We start from the raw sequence: 17,105 nt of genomic DNA on the forward strand, positions 1-17,105 counted from the left end.
GGATCGTCATCTCTGATGAGGAACTCATGACCAACTCTCCGTCGACGGACACCGCTGGCTTTAACGCACCGCGCGCAGGCGCGCGCGGATGGTTGGCGCTCGTCGTCCTCATGCTCCCGGTGCTGCTCGTCTCTGTCGACAACACCGTGCTGAGCTTTGCGCTGCCCGAGATCTCGCTGGCTCTTTCGCCTTCCGGTGCGCAGCAGCTGTGGATCATCGACGCCTACCCGCTCGTGCTGGCGGGGCTCCTCGTGACGATGGGAACGCTCGGCGACCGGTTCGGACGCCGACGGATGCTTCTGATCGGCGCGACGGGATTCGCGGCAGTATCCGTGCTCGCCGCGTTCGCGCCCACCGCTGAGCTCCTGATCGCAGCGCGTGTGATGCTCGGATTCTTCGGTGCGATGCTCATGCCGTCAACGCTGTCGCTGCTGCGCTCGATCTTCCAGAACCGAGACCAGCGCCGCATGGCCATCGCTGTCTGGGCATCCGCGTTCTCTGCGGGTTCTGCGCTCGGTCCGATCGTCGGCGGTTTTCTGCTGGAGCACTTCGGGTGGGGATCTGTGTTCCTCATCGCCGTGCCGGTGCTTATTCCGCTTCTGATCGCCGCGCCGCTGCTCGTGCCAGAGAGCCGCGACCCGAATCCTGGGAGGATCGACCCGATCAGCATCCTGCTCTCGATGGCTGCGATGATTACGGTCGTCTACGCCATCAAGTCCTTCGCTGTGGACGGCCCGACGCTGATCGCCACTGCGTGGGCACTGGGGGGCACCGTCATGGGCGTGATGTTCGTGCGTCGCCAGCTTCGCGCACCGATCCCGATGCTCGACATGGCCCTGTTCCGTCGGGGGACATTCTCCGGTGCGATCCTCGTTAACCTGCTGAGCGTGGTGGCGCTGGTCGGATTCTTGTACTTCGTGCCGCAGCATCTTCAGCTCGTGCTTGGCATGTCGCCAATGTTGGCAGGACTCGCACTCGTGCCCGGCATGATCGCGGTCATCGTAGCCGGGCTGACGGTTGTCCCGATCTCGCGTCGGGTGCCTCCGCACATCGTCGTGCCCGCAGCCCTCGCGTTCTCAGTGATCGGCTACATCCTGGTGGCGTTCACGACCGAAGGACATGGCGTGATGCCGCTCGTGCTGGCATTCGTGGTGCTGGGGATCGGAATCGGCGCAGCCGAGACGATCTCCAACGAGCTGATTCTCTCGAGTGCCCCAGCCTCGAAAGCGGGTGCCGCGAGTGCCGTCTCCGAGACTGCGTATGAACTCGGCGCCGTACTCGGGACCGCGGTGCTCGGTGGAATCATCACGGCGTTCTACCGGGGCGCTCTCGTCGTTCCGGAAGCCATCCCCGCGGATGCGGCGGCGGCAGCGCGCGAGACTCTCGCAGGTGCCTACACGGCTGCGCAGCAGCTTGATGAACCGCTCAGCAGTGCACTGTGGACCGCGGCAGCAGCCGCTTTCGATTCCGGGGTGACTATCACCGCTCTGATCGGTGCAGCTTTGGTCGTCGTCGCCGGAGTCATCGCCGCTGCCACATTGCGCGTGGCACGTCCGCGCTGACAGTACGCTGGGATCACCTGCCCGTCGTCGTGCGCAGGGAACCCCGATGCAAGGAGTGCGCATGTCGCGTGTCGTGAAGCTGGCAATCATCCCGGGCGATGGTATCGGTCCAGAGGTCATCGCTGAGGCCGAACGTGTCCTCGACACCGTCACCGCGAACAGCGATGTGACCTTCGAGAAGACTCGCTTCGTACTGGGAGCAGCGCGCTACCTCGACACCGGTGACATCCTCACCGATGAGGACCTCGATTCGATCAAGACACAGGATGCCGTGCTTCTCGGTGCTGTCGGTGGCCAGCCCGGTGACCGGCGACTGAAGAACGTCAGCATCGAACGCGAGCTGCTCCTGAAGCTGCGGTTCTCCCTCGACCACTACGTGAACCTGCGGCCGTCGAAGCTGTACGCCGGTGCTCCCGGTCCGCTCTCCAACCCGGGCGAGATCGACTTCGTCGTCGTGCGTGAAGGTACTGAAGGGCCCTACACGGGCAACGGCGGTGCGATCCGCAGCGGTACAGTGCACGAGGTCGCCATCGAGACCAGCGTCAACACCGCCTACGGCGTCGAGCGCCTGGTTCGTCACGCCTTCGAGCTCGCAGAGCGCCGTCGGCGCAAGCTGACCCTCGTGCACAAGACGAACGTGCTCGTGAACGCTGGGGGAATGTGGCAGCGCATCGTGAACGAAGTGGCTGCGGAGCATCCTGACGTAGCCGTAGACTATCTTCACGTCGACGCGGCGACGATCTTCCTGGTCACGAACCCGTCCCGCTTCGATGTGATCGTCACCGACAACCTCTTCGGCGACATTCTCACGGATCTGGCAGGTGCCGTCACCGGTGGCATCGGCCTCGCCGCGTCGGGCAACATCAATCCCTCAGGCGAATTCCCCTCGATTTTCGAACCCGTTCACGGCTCGGCCCCTGACATCGCAGGACAGCAGAAAGCCGACCCCACTGCGGCGATTCTGTCGGCATCACTGCTGCTCGATCATCTCGGGCTCACCGAGGAAGCCGCTCGAATCGCCAGCGCTGTGGAAGCCGACATCTCCGAACGGGACGGCTCGAGGACAACCACACAGGTCGGCGACGCCATCATCGCAAAGCTCCAGGCGTAATCTGGAGGCACGCGAGCGCCGCCGCAACGAACGCAGGATGTGAAATGACACCGATCGAAACCGAACTCGCCCCGCTCGAGTTCGCTGTGACCAAGAATCTCGCCGCGAAGGCTCCCGCCGAGCGCGAAGAGGCTCTCAAGAACCCAGGATTCGGCACGGTCTTCACCGACCACATGGTCGACATCTGCTGGTCGGCGCGTGGCGGCTGGCACCGCCCCAGGGTGCAGCCTTACGGGCCGATCCCGCTCGACCCGGCTGCGGCAGTGCTGCACTATGGTCAGGAAGTCTTCGAAGGGATCAAGGCGTATCGTCATGCCGATGGTTCGATCCACACCTTCCGGCCTCAGTCGAACGCGGAACGCATGCAGCGCAGCGCGCGCCGGATGGCGCTCCCAGAGCTTCCGCCCGAGTACTTCCTGCAGTCGCTGCGCGAGCTCATCGCCGTCGACGCGGCCTGGACGCCGTCGGGAGCAGACCAGAGTCTGTACCTGCGGCCATTCATGTTCGCGAAAGAGGCGTTCCTCGGCGTTCGTCCGGCGCAGAAGGTTGCGTACTATCTGATCGCGAGCCCGGCCGGCTCGTACTTCAAGGGTGGAGTGAAGCCGGTGCGCATCTGGCTGTCCGAGACCTACACCCGCGCCGGCAAGGGCGGCACGGGGGCGGCGAAGACGGGCGGCAACTACGCGTCGAGCCTGCTGCCGCAGGCTGAGGCCTATGACAAGGGCTGTGACCAGGTCGTGTTCCTCGACCAGGACGGCAACGTCGAAGAGCTCGGCGGCATGAACGTCGTATTCGTGTACAAGGACGGACGTATCGTCACGCCGCAGTCCGACAGCATCCTTGAGGGCATCACTCGCGACTCACTGCTGCAACTCGCAGAGGACCGCGGGCACACCGTCGAGCGTCGCGCTGTCTCGCTGCAGGAATGGCGAGACGGTGTGGCATCGGGCGACATCATCGAGGTGTTCGCATGCGGCACCGCCGCTGTCGTCACCCCGATCGGCGCTCTCGTCACGGCTGATTTCGAAGAGGAGCAGCCGACCGGCGACCTTGCGCTCTCGCTGCGCGAAGAGCTCACCGACATCCAGTACGGGCGCGCGACCGACAAACACGGCTGGCTCTACCGGCTCGACGCCTGAGTTCTCGCTGGCGTCTCCACCGTCTCCACCGTCGCCACCGTCGCCACCTTCGCCGAGACCCCCAGCTCCTGTCGAGACCCCGTCGTATGGACACCCATACGACGGGGTCTCGACGTCTATCAGGGGTCTCGCCGACGGTGCGACTGGTTCTGCACATCGCAAATGAACAGACGCGGGCTGTGGAGAAGAGAGTGGAGCGCTGATGCGGGGTGCATACTCGCGGGATGCCGAGACGAATCAGCTTCGATCAAGCCAATGCGGTGCTGAGAACGCGCGCTGACCTTCTCAGCACTGGGATCACCGAGCGGCAGTTGCGCGAGCTCCTTTCCGTGGGCACGTTCGTGCGCGTTCATCGTGGCTACTACGTCGACGGTGCGACCTGGAGGGATCTGTGGAGTGAGGGGCGACACCTGCTGCGGGTGATCGCGCACGCACGTTCCAGTCCTCGACAAGGACCCGTGTTCATGCACCTGTCCGCCGCGGTGCTCTGGGGGCTGCCGATCTACCGCGCTGCTGACGCCGTCGTCCACACCCTCATCACAGGGACACGCCACACGCGCTCCGTGTCGGGGATCGCTCGGCATGACATCGACGTGGCCGAGGAGGACATCGTCGTACGCCACGGGTTTCGCTGCACATCTCTGGCGCGAACCGTGTTCGATTTGGTGCGGACTATGTCGATGGAAGCTGCGGTAACTGCAGCTGACGCGGCAATCAGATCGGTGGCGGTGGTCAACCATCGGCAGGATGATGACGCCGCGGCCGAATGGAAAGAACGGCTGCTGTGTCTGGCGAAGCCGGGACTGCGAGGCGTCCGGCGGGTGCGTTGGACGGCGGATTTTGCCGACGGACGCGCGCAACTGCCGGGTGAGAGCGTCAGTCGGCTTCAGCTGTGGCGACTCGGGTTCCGTGACCTGATGCTGCAGGTTCCTGTGACAGGTTCAGAGGGGGATCGGTACTTCTTGGATTTCGGGTTTCCACGCTCTCGGAACTTCGGCGAGTTCGATGGTGAAGGCAAGTACCTCGAGTTCGACCTGCGCACTGCGCCCACCCCTGCTGACGCCGTACTGGCCGAGAAATGGCGCGAGGACGACATCCGCGGTGTCACCGGCTGGGCCATCCGTCGATGGGGCAGCGCTCATATCGTGTCCGCTGACGCTCTTGGTGCCCGCCTCGCAGCGTTCGGGCTCAACCCGCCGGGTTGAGCCTGCCGGGTTGAGCCGGTGAGACCCCGGACTCTCACCGAGACCCCTCGTTCGCGCCGCTGATAGCCGGGGGTCTCGGTCGCAAGCTGGGGTCTCGATGAGGGGAGAACGTGGGTGACCACGTCGGCAGAGGGGAGGTGAGAACCTCGGCAGAGAGGAATAGGCTGAGCGAGTGAAGATCGCGCGATTCAGCCACAATGACGCTATCCAGTACGGCATCCTCGACGAGGAGGAGAATGAGCTCGTCGTGCTCGCCGGTGACCCGATGTTCGCCGGGTTCGACACGACGGGCGAGCGCGTTCCACTTGCGGATGCAGCTCTGCTCGCACCGGTGATTCCGCGATCGAAAGTTGTCTGCGTCGGTAAGAACTACCACGATCACGCCGCCGAGATGGGAGGAGCCGCGCCTGAAGAGCCGCTGCTGTTCCTCAAGCCCAACACGTCTGTGATCGGCCCCGGCGACACGATCGTGCGCCCGTCGCTGTCCGAGCGCACCGATCACGAAGGCGAGCTCGCCGTCGTGATCGGGCGCATCGCCAAGAACGTGAAGGCGGAGAACGCCCAGGACTACGTGTTCGGCTACACAGTGGGCAACGATGTCACGGCGCGTGACCTGCAGCTGAAGGACGGGCAGTGGACGCGTGGCAAGGGCTTTGACACCTTCTGCCCGCTCGGACCGGTCATCGAGACGGAGTTCGACCAGACGGATGCCACCCTCGAGACCCGTGTGAATGGCGAAGTGCGACAAAGCGCGCCGCTCAGCGACCTGATCCACTCCGTCGACGAGATCATCGAGTACGCCTCTGCGATCTTCACTCTGTTGCCTGGAGACGTCATCCTCACCGGCACCCCGGCGGGCGTCGGACCTTTCGTCGCTGGAGACACCGTCGAGGTCGAGGTCTCGGGCATCGGCATCCTGCGCAATTCGGTGCGCGACGCGCTTCCTCCGGCATGACCCTGCCCACTCTCGATCGACAGCAGGCGATCCAGCGCCGCACGGTGATCGTCCTGTCCTCTGGGCAGGTTCTCGGTGGCATCGCGTTCGGTGCGACGGTATCGCTCGGTGCGCTGCTCGCCGCAGACATCTCGGGAGACGACGCCCTATCGGGGCTGGCGACAGCTTCGGTCACGCTCGGCGCTGCGCTGTGTGCGATCCCACTGGCGCGTATGGCGATGAAACTCGGCAGGCGTTGGGCGCTCACTCTGGGTAATCTCTTCGCGCTCGTCGGGATCGCGGTCGTCATCCTGGCTGCAGCTCTGCGCATCTTCCCGCTCTTGCTGGCGGGCATCGTGATGATCGGTGCGGGCAACGCCGGCAACCTTCAGTCGCGCTTCGCGGCGACCGATCTCGCCTCTTCTCGTCATCGAGGGCGCGATCTCTCGATCGTCGTCTGGGCGACGACGATCGGGGGAGTGACCGGACCGTTGCTGCTCGGCCCGGGCGAGATCGTCGGTCAAGCGATAGGGATGCCGCCGCAGACTGGTTCCTACCTGTTCTCGCTCGTCGCTCAGATAGCGGCATTCATCCTGTACATCGTGGCGCTGCGGCCTGATCCGCTGCTTCTCTCGCAGCGGATCCTCGCATCATCGGCGAATCAGGCTCAGAGCGATGAGCGTCGCGATCACCCGACTGTCGCCCGGTATGCGATGTTCGCCATCGCCGGCGCGCACATCGTGATGGTGTCCGTGATGGCGATGACCCCGATTCATCTCTCGCACATGGCGCAGAATGCGCACGGTGGGCATGCGACCTCGACAGATGTCACCACCCTCGTCGGGATCACGATCGCCGCTCATGTCGCGGGCATGTACGCGCTCTCGCCGGTGTTCGGCATTCTCTCCGACCGCTGGGGCCGGCTGCGAGTTGTTCTGCTCGGGCAGGTGCTGCTCGGCGCATCCCTCACGTTTGCGTTCTTCATGAACGATCAGGCCGGCGGCGTCATGATCGCGCTCGTTCTGCTGGGGCTCGGGTGGAGCGCCTCGACGGTCTCCGGCGCTGCCCTGCTCACGGAGGCGACGACACCGACCCTCCGCACGAGACGCCAGGGGCGCAGCGACTCGCTCATGAGCTTCTGCGGGGCAGGCGGCGCTGTGCTCGCAGGGGTCATCATGTCGAACTTCCAGTACTCCGGGCTCGCGGTCATCGCCGCGGTCGTCGTCGTCGCGATCGTCGTCGCCTCCCCTCTCGGCCGGATGCGCACCGCGTGAGCGGCTGGAACGGCGTCGGCGCGGCATACGCGGCCTCGTATGCCGATCTGTGCGCGGGGACGACTCAGGTGATCGTGCAGGCTCTCGGTGCGGGCGCGCAGCGCACTCTGCTGGATGTCGGGTCGGGAACGGGGAGCCTTGCGGCGAAGCTCGCCGAGGACGGCTGGGTTGTCACCGGGTGCGAGCCGGAGCCGACGATGCGGTCGATCTCTTCCATGCGGCATCCGAACGTGCCCGTGATCTGCGGCACTCTGCCATCCCTCGCGTTCGCGGATGGGGCCTTCGACTGCGTGACGGCGAACTTCGTTCTCAACCATGTGAATGATCCCCGCAGGTCGGCTGCGGAGATGCTACGCGTCACCACGGCCGGAGGAATCGTGCTCGCTACCACCTGGACTGCGACGCCGTCGTTGTTCTGGGTATCGGTGTGCGAGCGAGCAGGCCTTGGTCCCGCGACCGGCGAGCGCCTGCCGGCAGACAAGGACTTCGAGCGCAGCTGCGCGGGTTTCGGGCGGATGCTGCAGCAGTCGGGTTGGCAAGACCTGACAGTCAGCGAAACGCACTGGACGTGGCATGCCAACGCGGAGGTGCTGTGGAGCTCAGTGACGGGCGGCGTGGCAGGCGCAGGGGCGTTCTTCCTCTCGCTCGATGAGCGCGACCGTCGGCAGTTCCAGCTGGCATTCGACGAACTCTGCAACGAGCGTGTCGTCGATGGCACGATCGCTCTGGAGCATTCCGCGGCTGTGGCCACAGGTCACGCGGGGTAAGCGTCCGTACCCGCGTAGGATTGAGGTGATATGGCTACTCCTCATCCCCTCACCACGACCGCAACCGGCTCCGATGTGCGTGTGCGCTTCTGCCCGTCTCCGACCGGTCTTCCGCACGTCGGCCTGGTCCGCACCGCCCTGTTCAACTGGGCCTATGCGCGGCACAACGGCGGCAAGCTCGTCTTCCGCATCGAAGACACCGACGCTGCGCGCGACAGTGAAGAGAGCTACCAGCAGCTACTCGACGCGCTGCGCTGGATGGAGATCGACTGGGACGAGGGCGTCGAGGTCGGCGGGCCGCACGGGCCCTACCGTCAGTCTGAGCGTCATGACATCTACCGCGGTGTCATCGACAAGCTGCTCGCAGCAGGCGCGATCTACGAGAGCTTCTCGAACGCAGAAGAGATCGATGCCCGCAATGAGGCGAATGGCCGGGCGAAGCAGCTCGGCTACGACAACTACGATCGCGACCTCACCGATGAGCAGAAAGCCGCTTTTCGTGCTGAAGGGCGTCAGCCCGCACTGCGACTGCGCGTACCGGACGAGGACCTCACGTACGTTGATCTGATCCGCGGCGAGGTGACTTTCCCCGCGGGGTCCTTCCCCGACTTCGTGGTCGTGCGCCCCAACGGCATTCCGCTGTACACATTCGTCAACCCTGTCGACGATGCGCTGATGGGCGTCACGCACGTGCTGCGCGGCGAAGACCTCATGCCGTCCACCGCTCGGCAGCTCGCGCTGTATGCGGCTCTCATCGACGCGGGTGTCACGACGTTCGTGCCGCGCTTCGCGCACATGCCGCTCGTGCTGGGCGAGACCGGAAATAAGAAGCTCTCCAAGCGCGACCCTCAGGCTGACCTGTTCCTGCACCGTCAGCGTGGATTCATCCACGAGGGTCTGCTGAACTATCTCGCGCTGCTCGGCTGGTCGATCGGCCCCGACCGCGATGTGTTCTCCCTCGAGGAGTTCACCGCCGCGTTCGACATCGAGAACGTCAACCCAAACCCGGCCCGCTTCGACCAGAAGAAGGCCGAATCGATCAACGGCGACCACATCCGGATGCTGGGCGAGAAGGACTTCGCCGAGCGAACGATCCCGTACCTCGCCGCAGCCGGTCTTTTCGACGAGCCGACGCACGAGCAGCTCGTACTCGCCTTCCGTGTTGCACCTCTCGTGCAGGAGCGCGTGCAGCTGCTGGGTGACGTGCCGGGAATGGTCGGCTTCCTCTTCATGGACGAGGTCTCCTACGATGCGGATGCTCTCAAGGGCCTGCCGGCGAACGCCGCCGAGGTTCTCGACGCCTGTGTCGCGGCTCTTGAGCCGGTCACCGAGTTCACCCCGGAGAAGATCCAGGATGCCCTCGCCACCGCACTCGTCGAGAAGCTCGAGCTCAAGCCGCGAATCGCCTACGGCCCGCCGCGCGTGGCGATCACCGGTCGCCGAGTATCGCCGCCGCTGTTCGAGTCGATGGAACTGCTCGGCAAAGACGAGTCGCTCAAGCGTCTGCGCGCTCTCGCGGAGCACCTGAGCAACTGACTCTTCACGACGCGCCCGGAGGGACTCTGCCTGCGGACGCGTTTTGGTGGGAGCGCCAAGATCGGGTAAAGTTATCTCTTGTGCGAAGCTCCGGTTTCGCCCTTGGGGTATGGTGTAATTGGCAACACAGCGGTTTCTGGTACCGCCATTCTTGGTTCGAGTCCAGGTACCCCAGCAGAGAAAGACCCCCGCTCAGGCGGGGGTTTTCTTGTTCTCCGCGATGCGTACGGCGGGTGATGCTCTGGGTGTTGCGATGATGTCGCCCTGGGTGATTATTCGACCCTTGAGCGCATGTCCCATCTGCGCCGCTCTAATCTGAGAGCGTCTGAGCTGTCGAGCGTCGGCCCACGAGCCGACGAGTCACCGAAGGAGTGCACATGCGTTACACAAGCGGTAACTACGAGGCGTTCGCGCGACCGAGGAAGCCTGAAGGCGTTGATTCCAAGCGGGCCTGGTTCGTGGGGTCGGGGCTTGCGGCTCTCGCCGGTGCCGCCTTCCTCATTCGCGATGGCCAGATGGATGGCTCGCGGATCACGATCTTCGAGCAGCAGGAGCTCCCAGGCGGCGCCCTCGACGGTCTGGACATACCGGAGAAGGGATTCGTCATCCGCGGTGGCCGCGAGATGGAGAGCAACTTCGAGTGCCTCTGGGATCTGTTCCGCTCGATCCCTTCGCTCGAAGAAGAGAACGCGAGCGTTCTCGACGAGTTCTTCTGGCTCAACCGCGATGACCCCAACTCTACGTTGCGTCGCACGACCAAGAACCAGGGTGAGGACGGTGGTACGGACTTCAAGTTCGACCTGAACGCGAAGGCGCAGCAGGAGATCTCGAACATCTTCACCGCTTTGCCGGAGGAGATGGAGGACAAGCGCATCGATGAGGTCTTCACGAGCGCGTTCCTCGACAGCAATTTCTGGCTCTACTGGCGCACGATGTTCGCCTTCGAGGAGTGGCACTCCGCTCTCGAGCTGAAGCTGTATCTGCACCGCTTCATCCACCAGATCCAGGGTCTCCCCGATTTCACCACCTTGAAGTTCACTCGCTTCAACCAGTTCGAGTCGCTGGTCATGCCGTTGGTGAAGTGGCTCACCGAGCATGGCGTCAAATTCCAGTACGGCACCGTCGTCACTGACGTGGACTTCGAGATCGACAAGAACGAGAAGCGCAAGCAGGCCAGCCGGATCCATATCATCGAGCGCGGCGAGACGAAGCAGATCGACCTCACGGACGATGACCTGTTGTTCATGACGATCGGCTCGCTCACCGAGAACTCCGATGACGGTGATCACAAGACCCCGGCGAAGCTCAAGACAGGGCCTGCACCCGCATGGGATCTTTGGCGTCGCATCGCCGCGCAGGACGAGTCTTTCGGCAACCCTGATGTCTTCGGATCGCACATCCCTCAGACGAAGTGGGAATCGGCGACGGTCACCACCCTGGACGCACGAATTCCTGAGTATATTCAGAAGATCTCCAAGCGCGATCCATTCAGTGGCAAGGTTGTCACCGGCGGCATCGTGACCGTCATGGACTCGAACTGGCTGATGTCATGGACGGTCAACCGCCAGCCGCATTTCAAGAAGCAGCCCAAGGATCAGATCGTCGTGTGGGTGTACGGTCTCTTCCCCGAGGCCGTGGGCGATTACGTCAAGAAGCCGATGCAGGACTGCACGGGCGAGGAGATCACTCAGGAGTGGCTCTACCACCTCGGTGTCCCCGTCGACCAGATCGCAGAACTCGCCGCAACCGGGGCGAAGACCGTTCCCGTCATGATGCCGTACGTGACCGCTTTCTTCATGCCGCGCAAGCACAGCGATCGCCCGGCGGTCGTGCCGGAAGGGGCGACGAACTTCGCTTTCATCGGTCAGTTCGCGCAGTCCCAGGAGCGCGATTGCATCTTCACGACCGAGTACTCCGTCCGCACGCCGATGGAGGCCGTGTACACGCTTTTGGACATCGAACGCGGCGTACCTGAGGTGTTCAACTCCACGTACGATGTGCGGGCGCTGTTCCACGCAGTCAACCGCATGCGCGATGGCAAGCCCTATGAGATCCCTGGTGGTCCGTTGGCGCGGAAGTTCGCGCACCACCACATCGAGAACAATGTCGTCGGACAGCTCCTAGAGACCTACGGTCTCGTCGACAAGTAGCCCGCATGACGCTCGAGGGCACTCAGGTCTCTGACTGGGTGCCCTCAGCTCAGGTGGTTCTTCATCCACGGCATCGGGTCGATGGCCGAGTTGTTGATGTGCACTTCGAAGTGCAGGCACGATCCGAACACGTAGCCAGTCGATCCGACATCGCCGATGTACTGGCCCGCCTCGACGCAGTCGCCGACCTCGACTGCGCGGGTGCCGTAGTTCAGATGGGAGTACACCGTGCTCACGGACTGTCCGTCGACGATGCTCTCGATCTGGATCGTGACTCCATAGCCCTGGTAGCTCTCGGAGGAGCGCGAGACGCAACCCTTCATGGCGGCGTTGATCGGCGAGCCGACAGATGCCGCGAAATCCTGGCCGAGGTGTGACCGACCGGGGCGGGAGGCACCGAACCCGTCAGTGAAGGAGTAGCTTCCATCGGCCATCGGCATGACGATGTGATCGGCGACGGGAATGTCTACGGCGCTGGAGAGCGGCATCCCTGCGGAGACAGCAGCGGAGATGGCCCGTGAGCGCGTCTGCTGAATCTCTTCGGGCGTCGTTGCGGAGAAGCTGCCGCGAGGCGCGATCTCCGCGCGGATCTCGTCGGTCGAGCTGTACGTCTGTGTGTTGCCCTCGTCAGCGCTTGCAGCGACCGTGACAGCGGCGACAGGGTCTGTGCTCGGGTTCAGCGCGGGGAGTGCGACGCCGGCGATCATTCCGCCGACTGCAAGAGTCGCACCCAGCGCCTTGGTCTTCGACCAGCGTCGACGTGTGCGACGAGGGGGCCGGTGCCCGGCCGCGGCTGTGGTAGCAGGGCTGTCGTCTTCGCTCGGAGCCGTGGGCTCCGCGGCAGGCAATGCCGGTGCGGCGAGCTGCTCTGCTTCTGCCGTGCTCCGAGCGGTTGCAGCCTCGGCTTCAGCCGCGAGGCGTCGATCTCGACGCGACTGCGGCCGGAGTGCGGCTGAGGTGTCCTCGGGGGTTGCCGAGGCGGGTTCAGGGGCGCGCTCGGGGGGCAGGGAGTTCGTGGCGGGTTCCTTCCGGTGGAGCAGTAATGCTCTGAACGATCCCTTCGGGTGGGACCGTTACCGTTCTGTAATGTACGTGATCGTTACGGACCACGTCAAATCGATAACCATCGTTGCACACCGAACATGAGAAAAGGCTCGACCCCGCATAGCGGGATCGAGCCTTTCGAAGCTCAGATCAGAGCGGACGGATGTTCGTCGCCTGAGGGCCCTTGGGTCCCTGCTCCGTGTCGAACTCGACCTTCTGTGCTTCCTCGAGGTTGCGGTAACCGCTCGACTGGATCGCGCTGAAGTGCGCGAAGACGTCTGCGGATCCGTCATCGGGAGCAATGAAGCCGAAGCCCTTGTCGGAGTTGAACCATTTGACAGTGCCAGTGGCCATGCTGTTTTCCTTTGGTGTTCGTGGGTCGACTATCGACCCGTCATGCCACGACCATGAATCGGTGCGGCAGGTCTAAGGCTATCCGGAGAGCGGCGATGAAGCGGCGTAACGTGCCCGGAGAGGGTGAGATAGATGAGGGCGGGAGAACGAGTGGTCACCTTGCCCTGTGGAGCAAACGGACCGATGAACACACGGAGATCCCGGGTGCCATTGCGAATACACGCCCAGCCTAACGGATATAGCCGCAATCTTTGCATCTCGCTACCTATTCGTGACATGAAACGATGGAGTCATGAGCTCAGCGAACCTGACCAGAGAAGAGACAGCCGCGCGATCTGCGGTCATCACCGTTCACTCCATCCGGGTCGAACTCGATCTGCGGGACGCTCCCGATGCGGCGCAGAGCGGCTTCGGGACCACGACAACGTTGGACTTCGATGCTTCGACTTCTGAGACCTGGCTCGACTTCGTCGGTGAAGAGGTGCACCGCGTCACGGTCAACGGTTCGGACCATCCCGTGGACTACGACGGCTCTCGCATCCAGATCACTGGTCTCGCGGGATCCAATGTCGTCATCGTCGAGGCGATCGGCGCCTACTCGCGGTCGGGCGAGGGGCTGCACCGCTTCGTCGATCCGGTCGACGGTGAGACGTACTTGTACACGCAGTACGAGCCCGCTGACTCTCGACGCGTGATGGCGTGCTTCGAGCAGCCGGATATGAAGGCCGCATACTCTTTCGTCGTGCATGCACCCGCCAGCTGGCAGGTGCTCTCCAACCAGTCGGTATCTGCGGCTTCCGAACACGACGGCGTGCGGACAGTCGAGTTCGCCCCGACCCTCCCGCTTTCCAGCTACATAACCGCTGTCGCAGCCGGCCCGTATCACCGGGTGGATGCGGAGTGGACCTGCGGCGACCAGACCGTCTCACTCGGTGTGCTCTGCCGGCCTTCGCTTGCGGAGTTCCTCGAGGCTGACGAGATCATCGAGGTCACCAAGCAGGGTCTTGATTTCTTCACGGATGCTTTCGCGTTCGCATATCCATGGGGAAAGTACGATCAGATCTTCGTGCCCGAGTACAACCTCGGTGCGATGGAGAACCCAGGACTGGTGACTTTCACCGAGGCTTATCTCTCTCGGGGCGCAGCTACGGATGCGCAGCGCGGCGCCCGGGCGAACACGATCCTGCACGAGATGGCGCATATGTGGTTCGGCGATCTCGTCACGATGCGCTGGTGGGACGATCTCTGGCTGAAGGAGTCGTTCGCCGACTACATGGGGGCACACGCCTCGGCGGCAGCCACCCGCTACACCGATGCCTGGGAGCGGTTCGCCGCGAACCGCAAGGCATGGGCTTATCAGCAGGATCAGCTCCCCACGACGCATCCGATCGTCGCCGACATCACAGATCTCGAGGCCGCCAAGCTCAACTTCGATGGCATCACGTATGCGAAGGGTGCTGCTGTCCTCAAGCAGCTCGTCGCCTTCGTCGGCGAGGAGCACTTCTTCGAGGGAGCCCGCCGGTACTTCGCCGCACACGCTTATGGGAACACGACACTGGAAGATCTTCTCGTGCAGCTCGAGGATGTCTCAGGCCGCGATGTGCGCGCCTGGTCGCGCGCGTGGCTCGAGACAAGCGGTATGTCGACTCTCTCGATCGAAGGCGATAAGGGGGAGCGGATGCTCGTGCAGAGCGACCCACGCCCGCACCGACTGCGCGTGGGGCTGTACGACCTCGTCGACGGACGCCTCGCCCGCCGCGATCTGGTGGAGCTCGACATCGTCGAGGAGCGCACGCCGGTGACTTTCGGGGACGCCGACCTCGTGCTCATCAACGACGATGACCTCACGTACGCGAAGGCTCGTCTGGACGCACGTTCGCTGACTGCCGTCGAGCAGGCGCTGTCCACGCTTGAGCCGCTGCCGCGCGCGCTCGTGTGGTCGTCGCTGTGGAACGCCACGAGAGACGGCGAACTGCCGGCGGAGCGGTATCTGCGGATCGTCGGTGCGCACGCGGCATCCGAAGCGAACATCGGGCTGCTCAGCGGCGTGGTCGCGAATGCTGCCTATGCGATCGGGCACTATCTGCCGCATGACGTCCGTGCGGCGCACCGTACGGCGTGGCTGGAGACGACGTGGAACGCGCTGTCCGAAGCTGATGCAGGCAGTGACGCTCAACTGTCTTGGGCGCGTGCTTTCGCGGCGGCATCCGCATACGATGACGTCTACGCGACGCAGGCTCGTGCGACGCTCGACGGCGATGCCCCAGAGAAGTTGCGGGTCGATCCTGATCTACGCTGGGCGCTGCTGACCGCACTGCGCACCACGGGCCATGCGAGCGGCGAAGACATATCTGCCGAGCTGGGGCGTGATGACACCGCCAGCGGGCGCACTGCGTCGATCCGCGCGCTATGGTCCGAGCCCCTCGCCGAGTCGCGCATCGTGGCATGGCACGCGGCATGGGAGGACCACACGCTGAGCAATGATCACCTGAGCGCGACGATCGACGGCGTGCGCGCCGGTGGGCGACGCGACCTCATCGCGTCGCTTGACACCGGCTACTTCGAACGAATCCTGGGGGCGTGGCAGACCCGCAGCATCGAGCTGGCCAGGCGCCTCGTCCTCGGGCTGTTCCCCGCGTCCGAGTCGCTCGACGACGTCGACGCCTGGCTTGCCGCGAACGAGGGCGCGCCTGGCGCGCTTCGGCGGCTGGTCATCGAGCAGCGCGACAATCTCGCCCGCGACCTGCGGGTGCGTGCCGCGCAGTCTCAGCTCGCCGGCGGAGTGGGCTGAGCGGACCGCTCGACCATCATGCCCATGACCGTGCGCACGATCCACGGATGGGCGTGGTCGTCGGCGATATGCGTCATTCCGAGGTGCTCCGCGACACGTCGTGAGGCAACGTTGTCAGGGTGGATGATCGCGGTGAGCAGGGTCGGCGCGAATTGACCTCGGACGACCTCGACGCACGCGTGGGCTGCCTCCGTCGCGTAGCCCCGACGCTGGAAACGGGGGAGCACGTGGTACCCCACTTCCCGCACGGGGATGTCGTTGTACGACTGCCAGGTGATGCCGCATTCGCCCACGAATTCACCGGCGTGCGTCTCGATGATCCACAGGCCATGGCCGTCGCACGCGTAACGCCGTTGCATCCGATCGATCCACCCGGCACTCTCAGCACGGGACTTGGGTGCCGGGTAGAACGCCATGACATCAGCGTCTCCGAGCATCGCCGCCATGATCTCGAGATCATCGGCACTCATCTCACGAAATCGAAGGCGCTCTGTGGGCGCAGGCAGGAGGCGAATCACAGGTCCAGAGCGTCGCCGGGATCCAGCTCGAAGAACTCGCCACCGTTCTGCTCCGTCGCCCACTGCAATCGCTGACGGTGCATGTTGCGACCGATCACAGACAGTGTCATGTCGTGCGTGCCGAATGCGCGTCTCGGCTTCACCGCGAGCACGAAGTCCATAGCGTCGCCGAGCTTCAGCCATGGCGCGCCCACGGGCGCTGCGAGAACGTCTACTGAGACGCCCTCTGGCACAGCGTAGGAGTCACCCGGGTAGTAGAGCTCGTCGTTCACGAGAACGCCGACGTTCTGCACGAGCGGGAGAGATGAGTGGATCACGGCGTGCTCGCCGCCGAAGAATCGTAGCGAGAATCGTCCGACGGTCACGCTGTCACCGGGGGAGACGACCGTGATCTCGTAGTCGCTCGCGGCGGCGGCCACACCCGCGGGAGCGAAGATCGGCGTGCCTGGCGCTGCGCGGAGGATCCGGTCGAGATGCTCCGGCGTCCAGTGGTCCCCGTGCTCGTGGGTGAGCACGATGCCTACGACGCTCGAGAGGTCATCGAGAGGGGGCGTGAACGAGCCGGGATCGATGAGGAGTGTGTCGCCGCTCTCGTCGAGCCGGAGGGTGGCGTGTTCGAGCTTCGTCAGGCGCATACCGTGATTCAACTCCTTTCCGGGCCGTCCGGCAAACGCGGGGCGGTAGGAAGACGCGCCCGGGAATCCGAATGGTGCCCAGCCG

At 64.2% G+C, this 17,105-nt stretch carries 14 protein-coding genes and 1 tRNA gene; 11 read left to right on the top strand and 4 right to left on the bottom strand.

Translation table 11 applies throughout. The features are described 5' to 3' along the window. Positions 1-26 precede the first annotated feature (26 nt). From ACTU6U_RS05435 to ACTU6U_RS05480, 10 genes are all read left to right on the top strand, one after another. Positions 27-1,562, top strand: coding sequence for an MFS transporter (locus tag ACTU6U_RS05435; RefSeq protein ID WP_443468149.1), 1,536 nt, complete (start codon positions 27-29; stop codon positions 1,560-1,562). A 61-nt stretch (positions 1,563-1,623) separates the two neighbouring features. Beyond that, positions 1,624-2,673 carry a 3-isopropylmalate dehydrogenase gene (locus ACTU6U_RS05440; RefSeq protein WP_443468150.1) on the top strand — a complete coding sequence of 350 codons (1,050 nt, stop codon included), beginning with the start codon at positions 1,624-1,626 and terminating at the stop codon, positions 2,671-2,673. A 44-nt stretch (positions 2,674-2,717) separates the two neighbouring features. Continuing rightward, positions 2,718-3,812, top strand: a complete 1,095-nt coding sequence (locus ACTU6U_RS05445) for a branched-chain amino acid aminotransferase (RefSeq protein WP_443468151.1) — start codon at positions 2,718-2,720, stop codon at positions 3,810-3,812. Positions 3,813-4,036: 224 nt separating this feature from the next. Next, complete coding sequence (locus tag ACTU6U_RS05450) at positions 4,037-5,017, top strand: hypothetical protein (RefSeq protein WP_443468152.1); 981 nt, start codon at positions 4,037-4,039, stop codon at positions 5,015-5,017. Positions 5,018-5,189: 172 nt separating this feature from the next. Further along, on the top strand, positions 5,190-5,972 hold the full coding sequence (locus ACTU6U_RS05455; RefSeq protein ID WP_443468153.1) for a fumarylacetoacetate hydrolase family protein: 783 nt from the start codon (positions 5,190-5,192) through the stop codon (positions 5,970-5,972). After that, positions 5,969-7,225 (top strand): MFS transporter, encoded by a 1,257-nt coding sequence (locus ACTU6U_RS05460; protein ID WP_443468154.1) that lies wholly within the window; start codon positions 5,969-5,971, stop codon positions 7,223-7,225. Before ACTU6U_RS05455 ends, ACTU6U_RS05460 begins: the two co-directional genes overlap by 4 nt. Continuing rightward, a complete protein-coding gene (locus ACTU6U_RS05465; protein ID WP_443468155.1) occupies positions 7,222-7,992 on the top strand; it encodes a class I SAM-dependent methyltransferase in 771 nt (256 codons plus the stop codon). The genes ACTU6U_RS05460 and ACTU6U_RS05465 overlap by 4 nt, the downstream gene beginning before the upstream one ends. A gap of 30 nt (positions 7,993-8,022) precedes the next feature. Then, positions 8,023-9,528 carry a glutamate--tRNA ligase gene (gene gltX, locus ACTU6U_RS05470; protein ID WP_443468156.1) on the top strand — a complete coding sequence of 502 codons (1,506 nt, stop codon included), beginning with the start codon at positions 8,023-8,025 and terminating at the stop codon, positions 9,526-9,528. Positions 9,529-9,631: 103 nt separating this feature from the next. Next, positions 9,632-9,703, top strand: a tRNA-Gln gene (locus ACTU6U_RS05475). 202 nt (positions 9,704-9,905) lie between these two features. Next, positions 9,906-11,678: an oleate hydratase gene (locus tag ACTU6U_RS05480; RefSeq protein WP_443468157.1), complete on the top strand. Its 1,773-nt coding sequence runs from the start codon at positions 9,906-9,908 to the stop codon at positions 11,676-11,678. A 44-nt stretch (positions 11,679-11,722) separates the two neighbouring features. On the opposite strand, the gene ACTU6U_RS05485 is transcribed toward ACTU6U_RS05480, so the two are convergent. Both ACTU6U_RS05485 and ACTU6U_RS05490 read right to left on the bottom strand, forming a co-directional pair. Beyond that, entirely contained in the window at positions 11,723-12,385 is a 663-nt protein-coding gene (locus ACTU6U_RS05485) for a M23 family metallopeptidase (RefSeq protein ID WP_443468158.1), read from the bottom strand. 487 nt (positions 12,386-12,872) lie between these two features. After that, entirely contained in the window at positions 12,873-13,076 is a 204-nt protein-coding gene (locus ACTU6U_RS05490; protein ID WP_147037883.1) for a cold-shock protein, read from the bottom strand. A 292-nt stretch (positions 13,077-13,368) separates the two neighbouring features. Between ACTU6U_RS05490 and pepN the strand changes: the two genes are divergently transcribed. Beyond that, entirely contained in the window at positions 13,369-15,867 is a 2,499-nt protein-coding gene (pepN, locus tag ACTU6U_RS05495) for an aminopeptidase N (protein WP_443468159.1), read from the top strand. On the opposite strand, the gene ACTU6U_RS05500 is transcribed toward pepN, so the two are convergent. After that, positions 15,843-16,385, bottom strand: coding sequence for a GNAT family N-acetyltransferase (locus tag ACTU6U_RS05500; protein ID WP_443468160.1), 543 nt, complete (start codon positions 16,383-16,385; stop codon positions 15,843-15,845). The genes pepN and ACTU6U_RS05500 overlap by 25 nt on opposite strands. Beyond that, positions 16,382-17,020 carry an MBL fold metallo-hydrolase gene (locus tag ACTU6U_RS05505; RefSeq protein WP_443468161.1) on the bottom strand — a complete coding sequence of 213 codons (639 nt, stop codon included), beginning with the start codon at positions 17,018-17,020 and terminating at the stop codon, positions 16,382-16,384. Before ACTU6U_RS05505 ends, ACTU6U_RS05500 begins: the two co-directional genes overlap by 4 nt. Positions 17,021-17,105 lie beyond the last annotated feature (85 nt).

The organism is Microbacterium zouquanmingi (assembly GCF_052266695.1).
GTDB lineage: Bacteria > Actinomycetota > Actinomycetes > Actinomycetales > Microbacteriaceae > Microbacterium.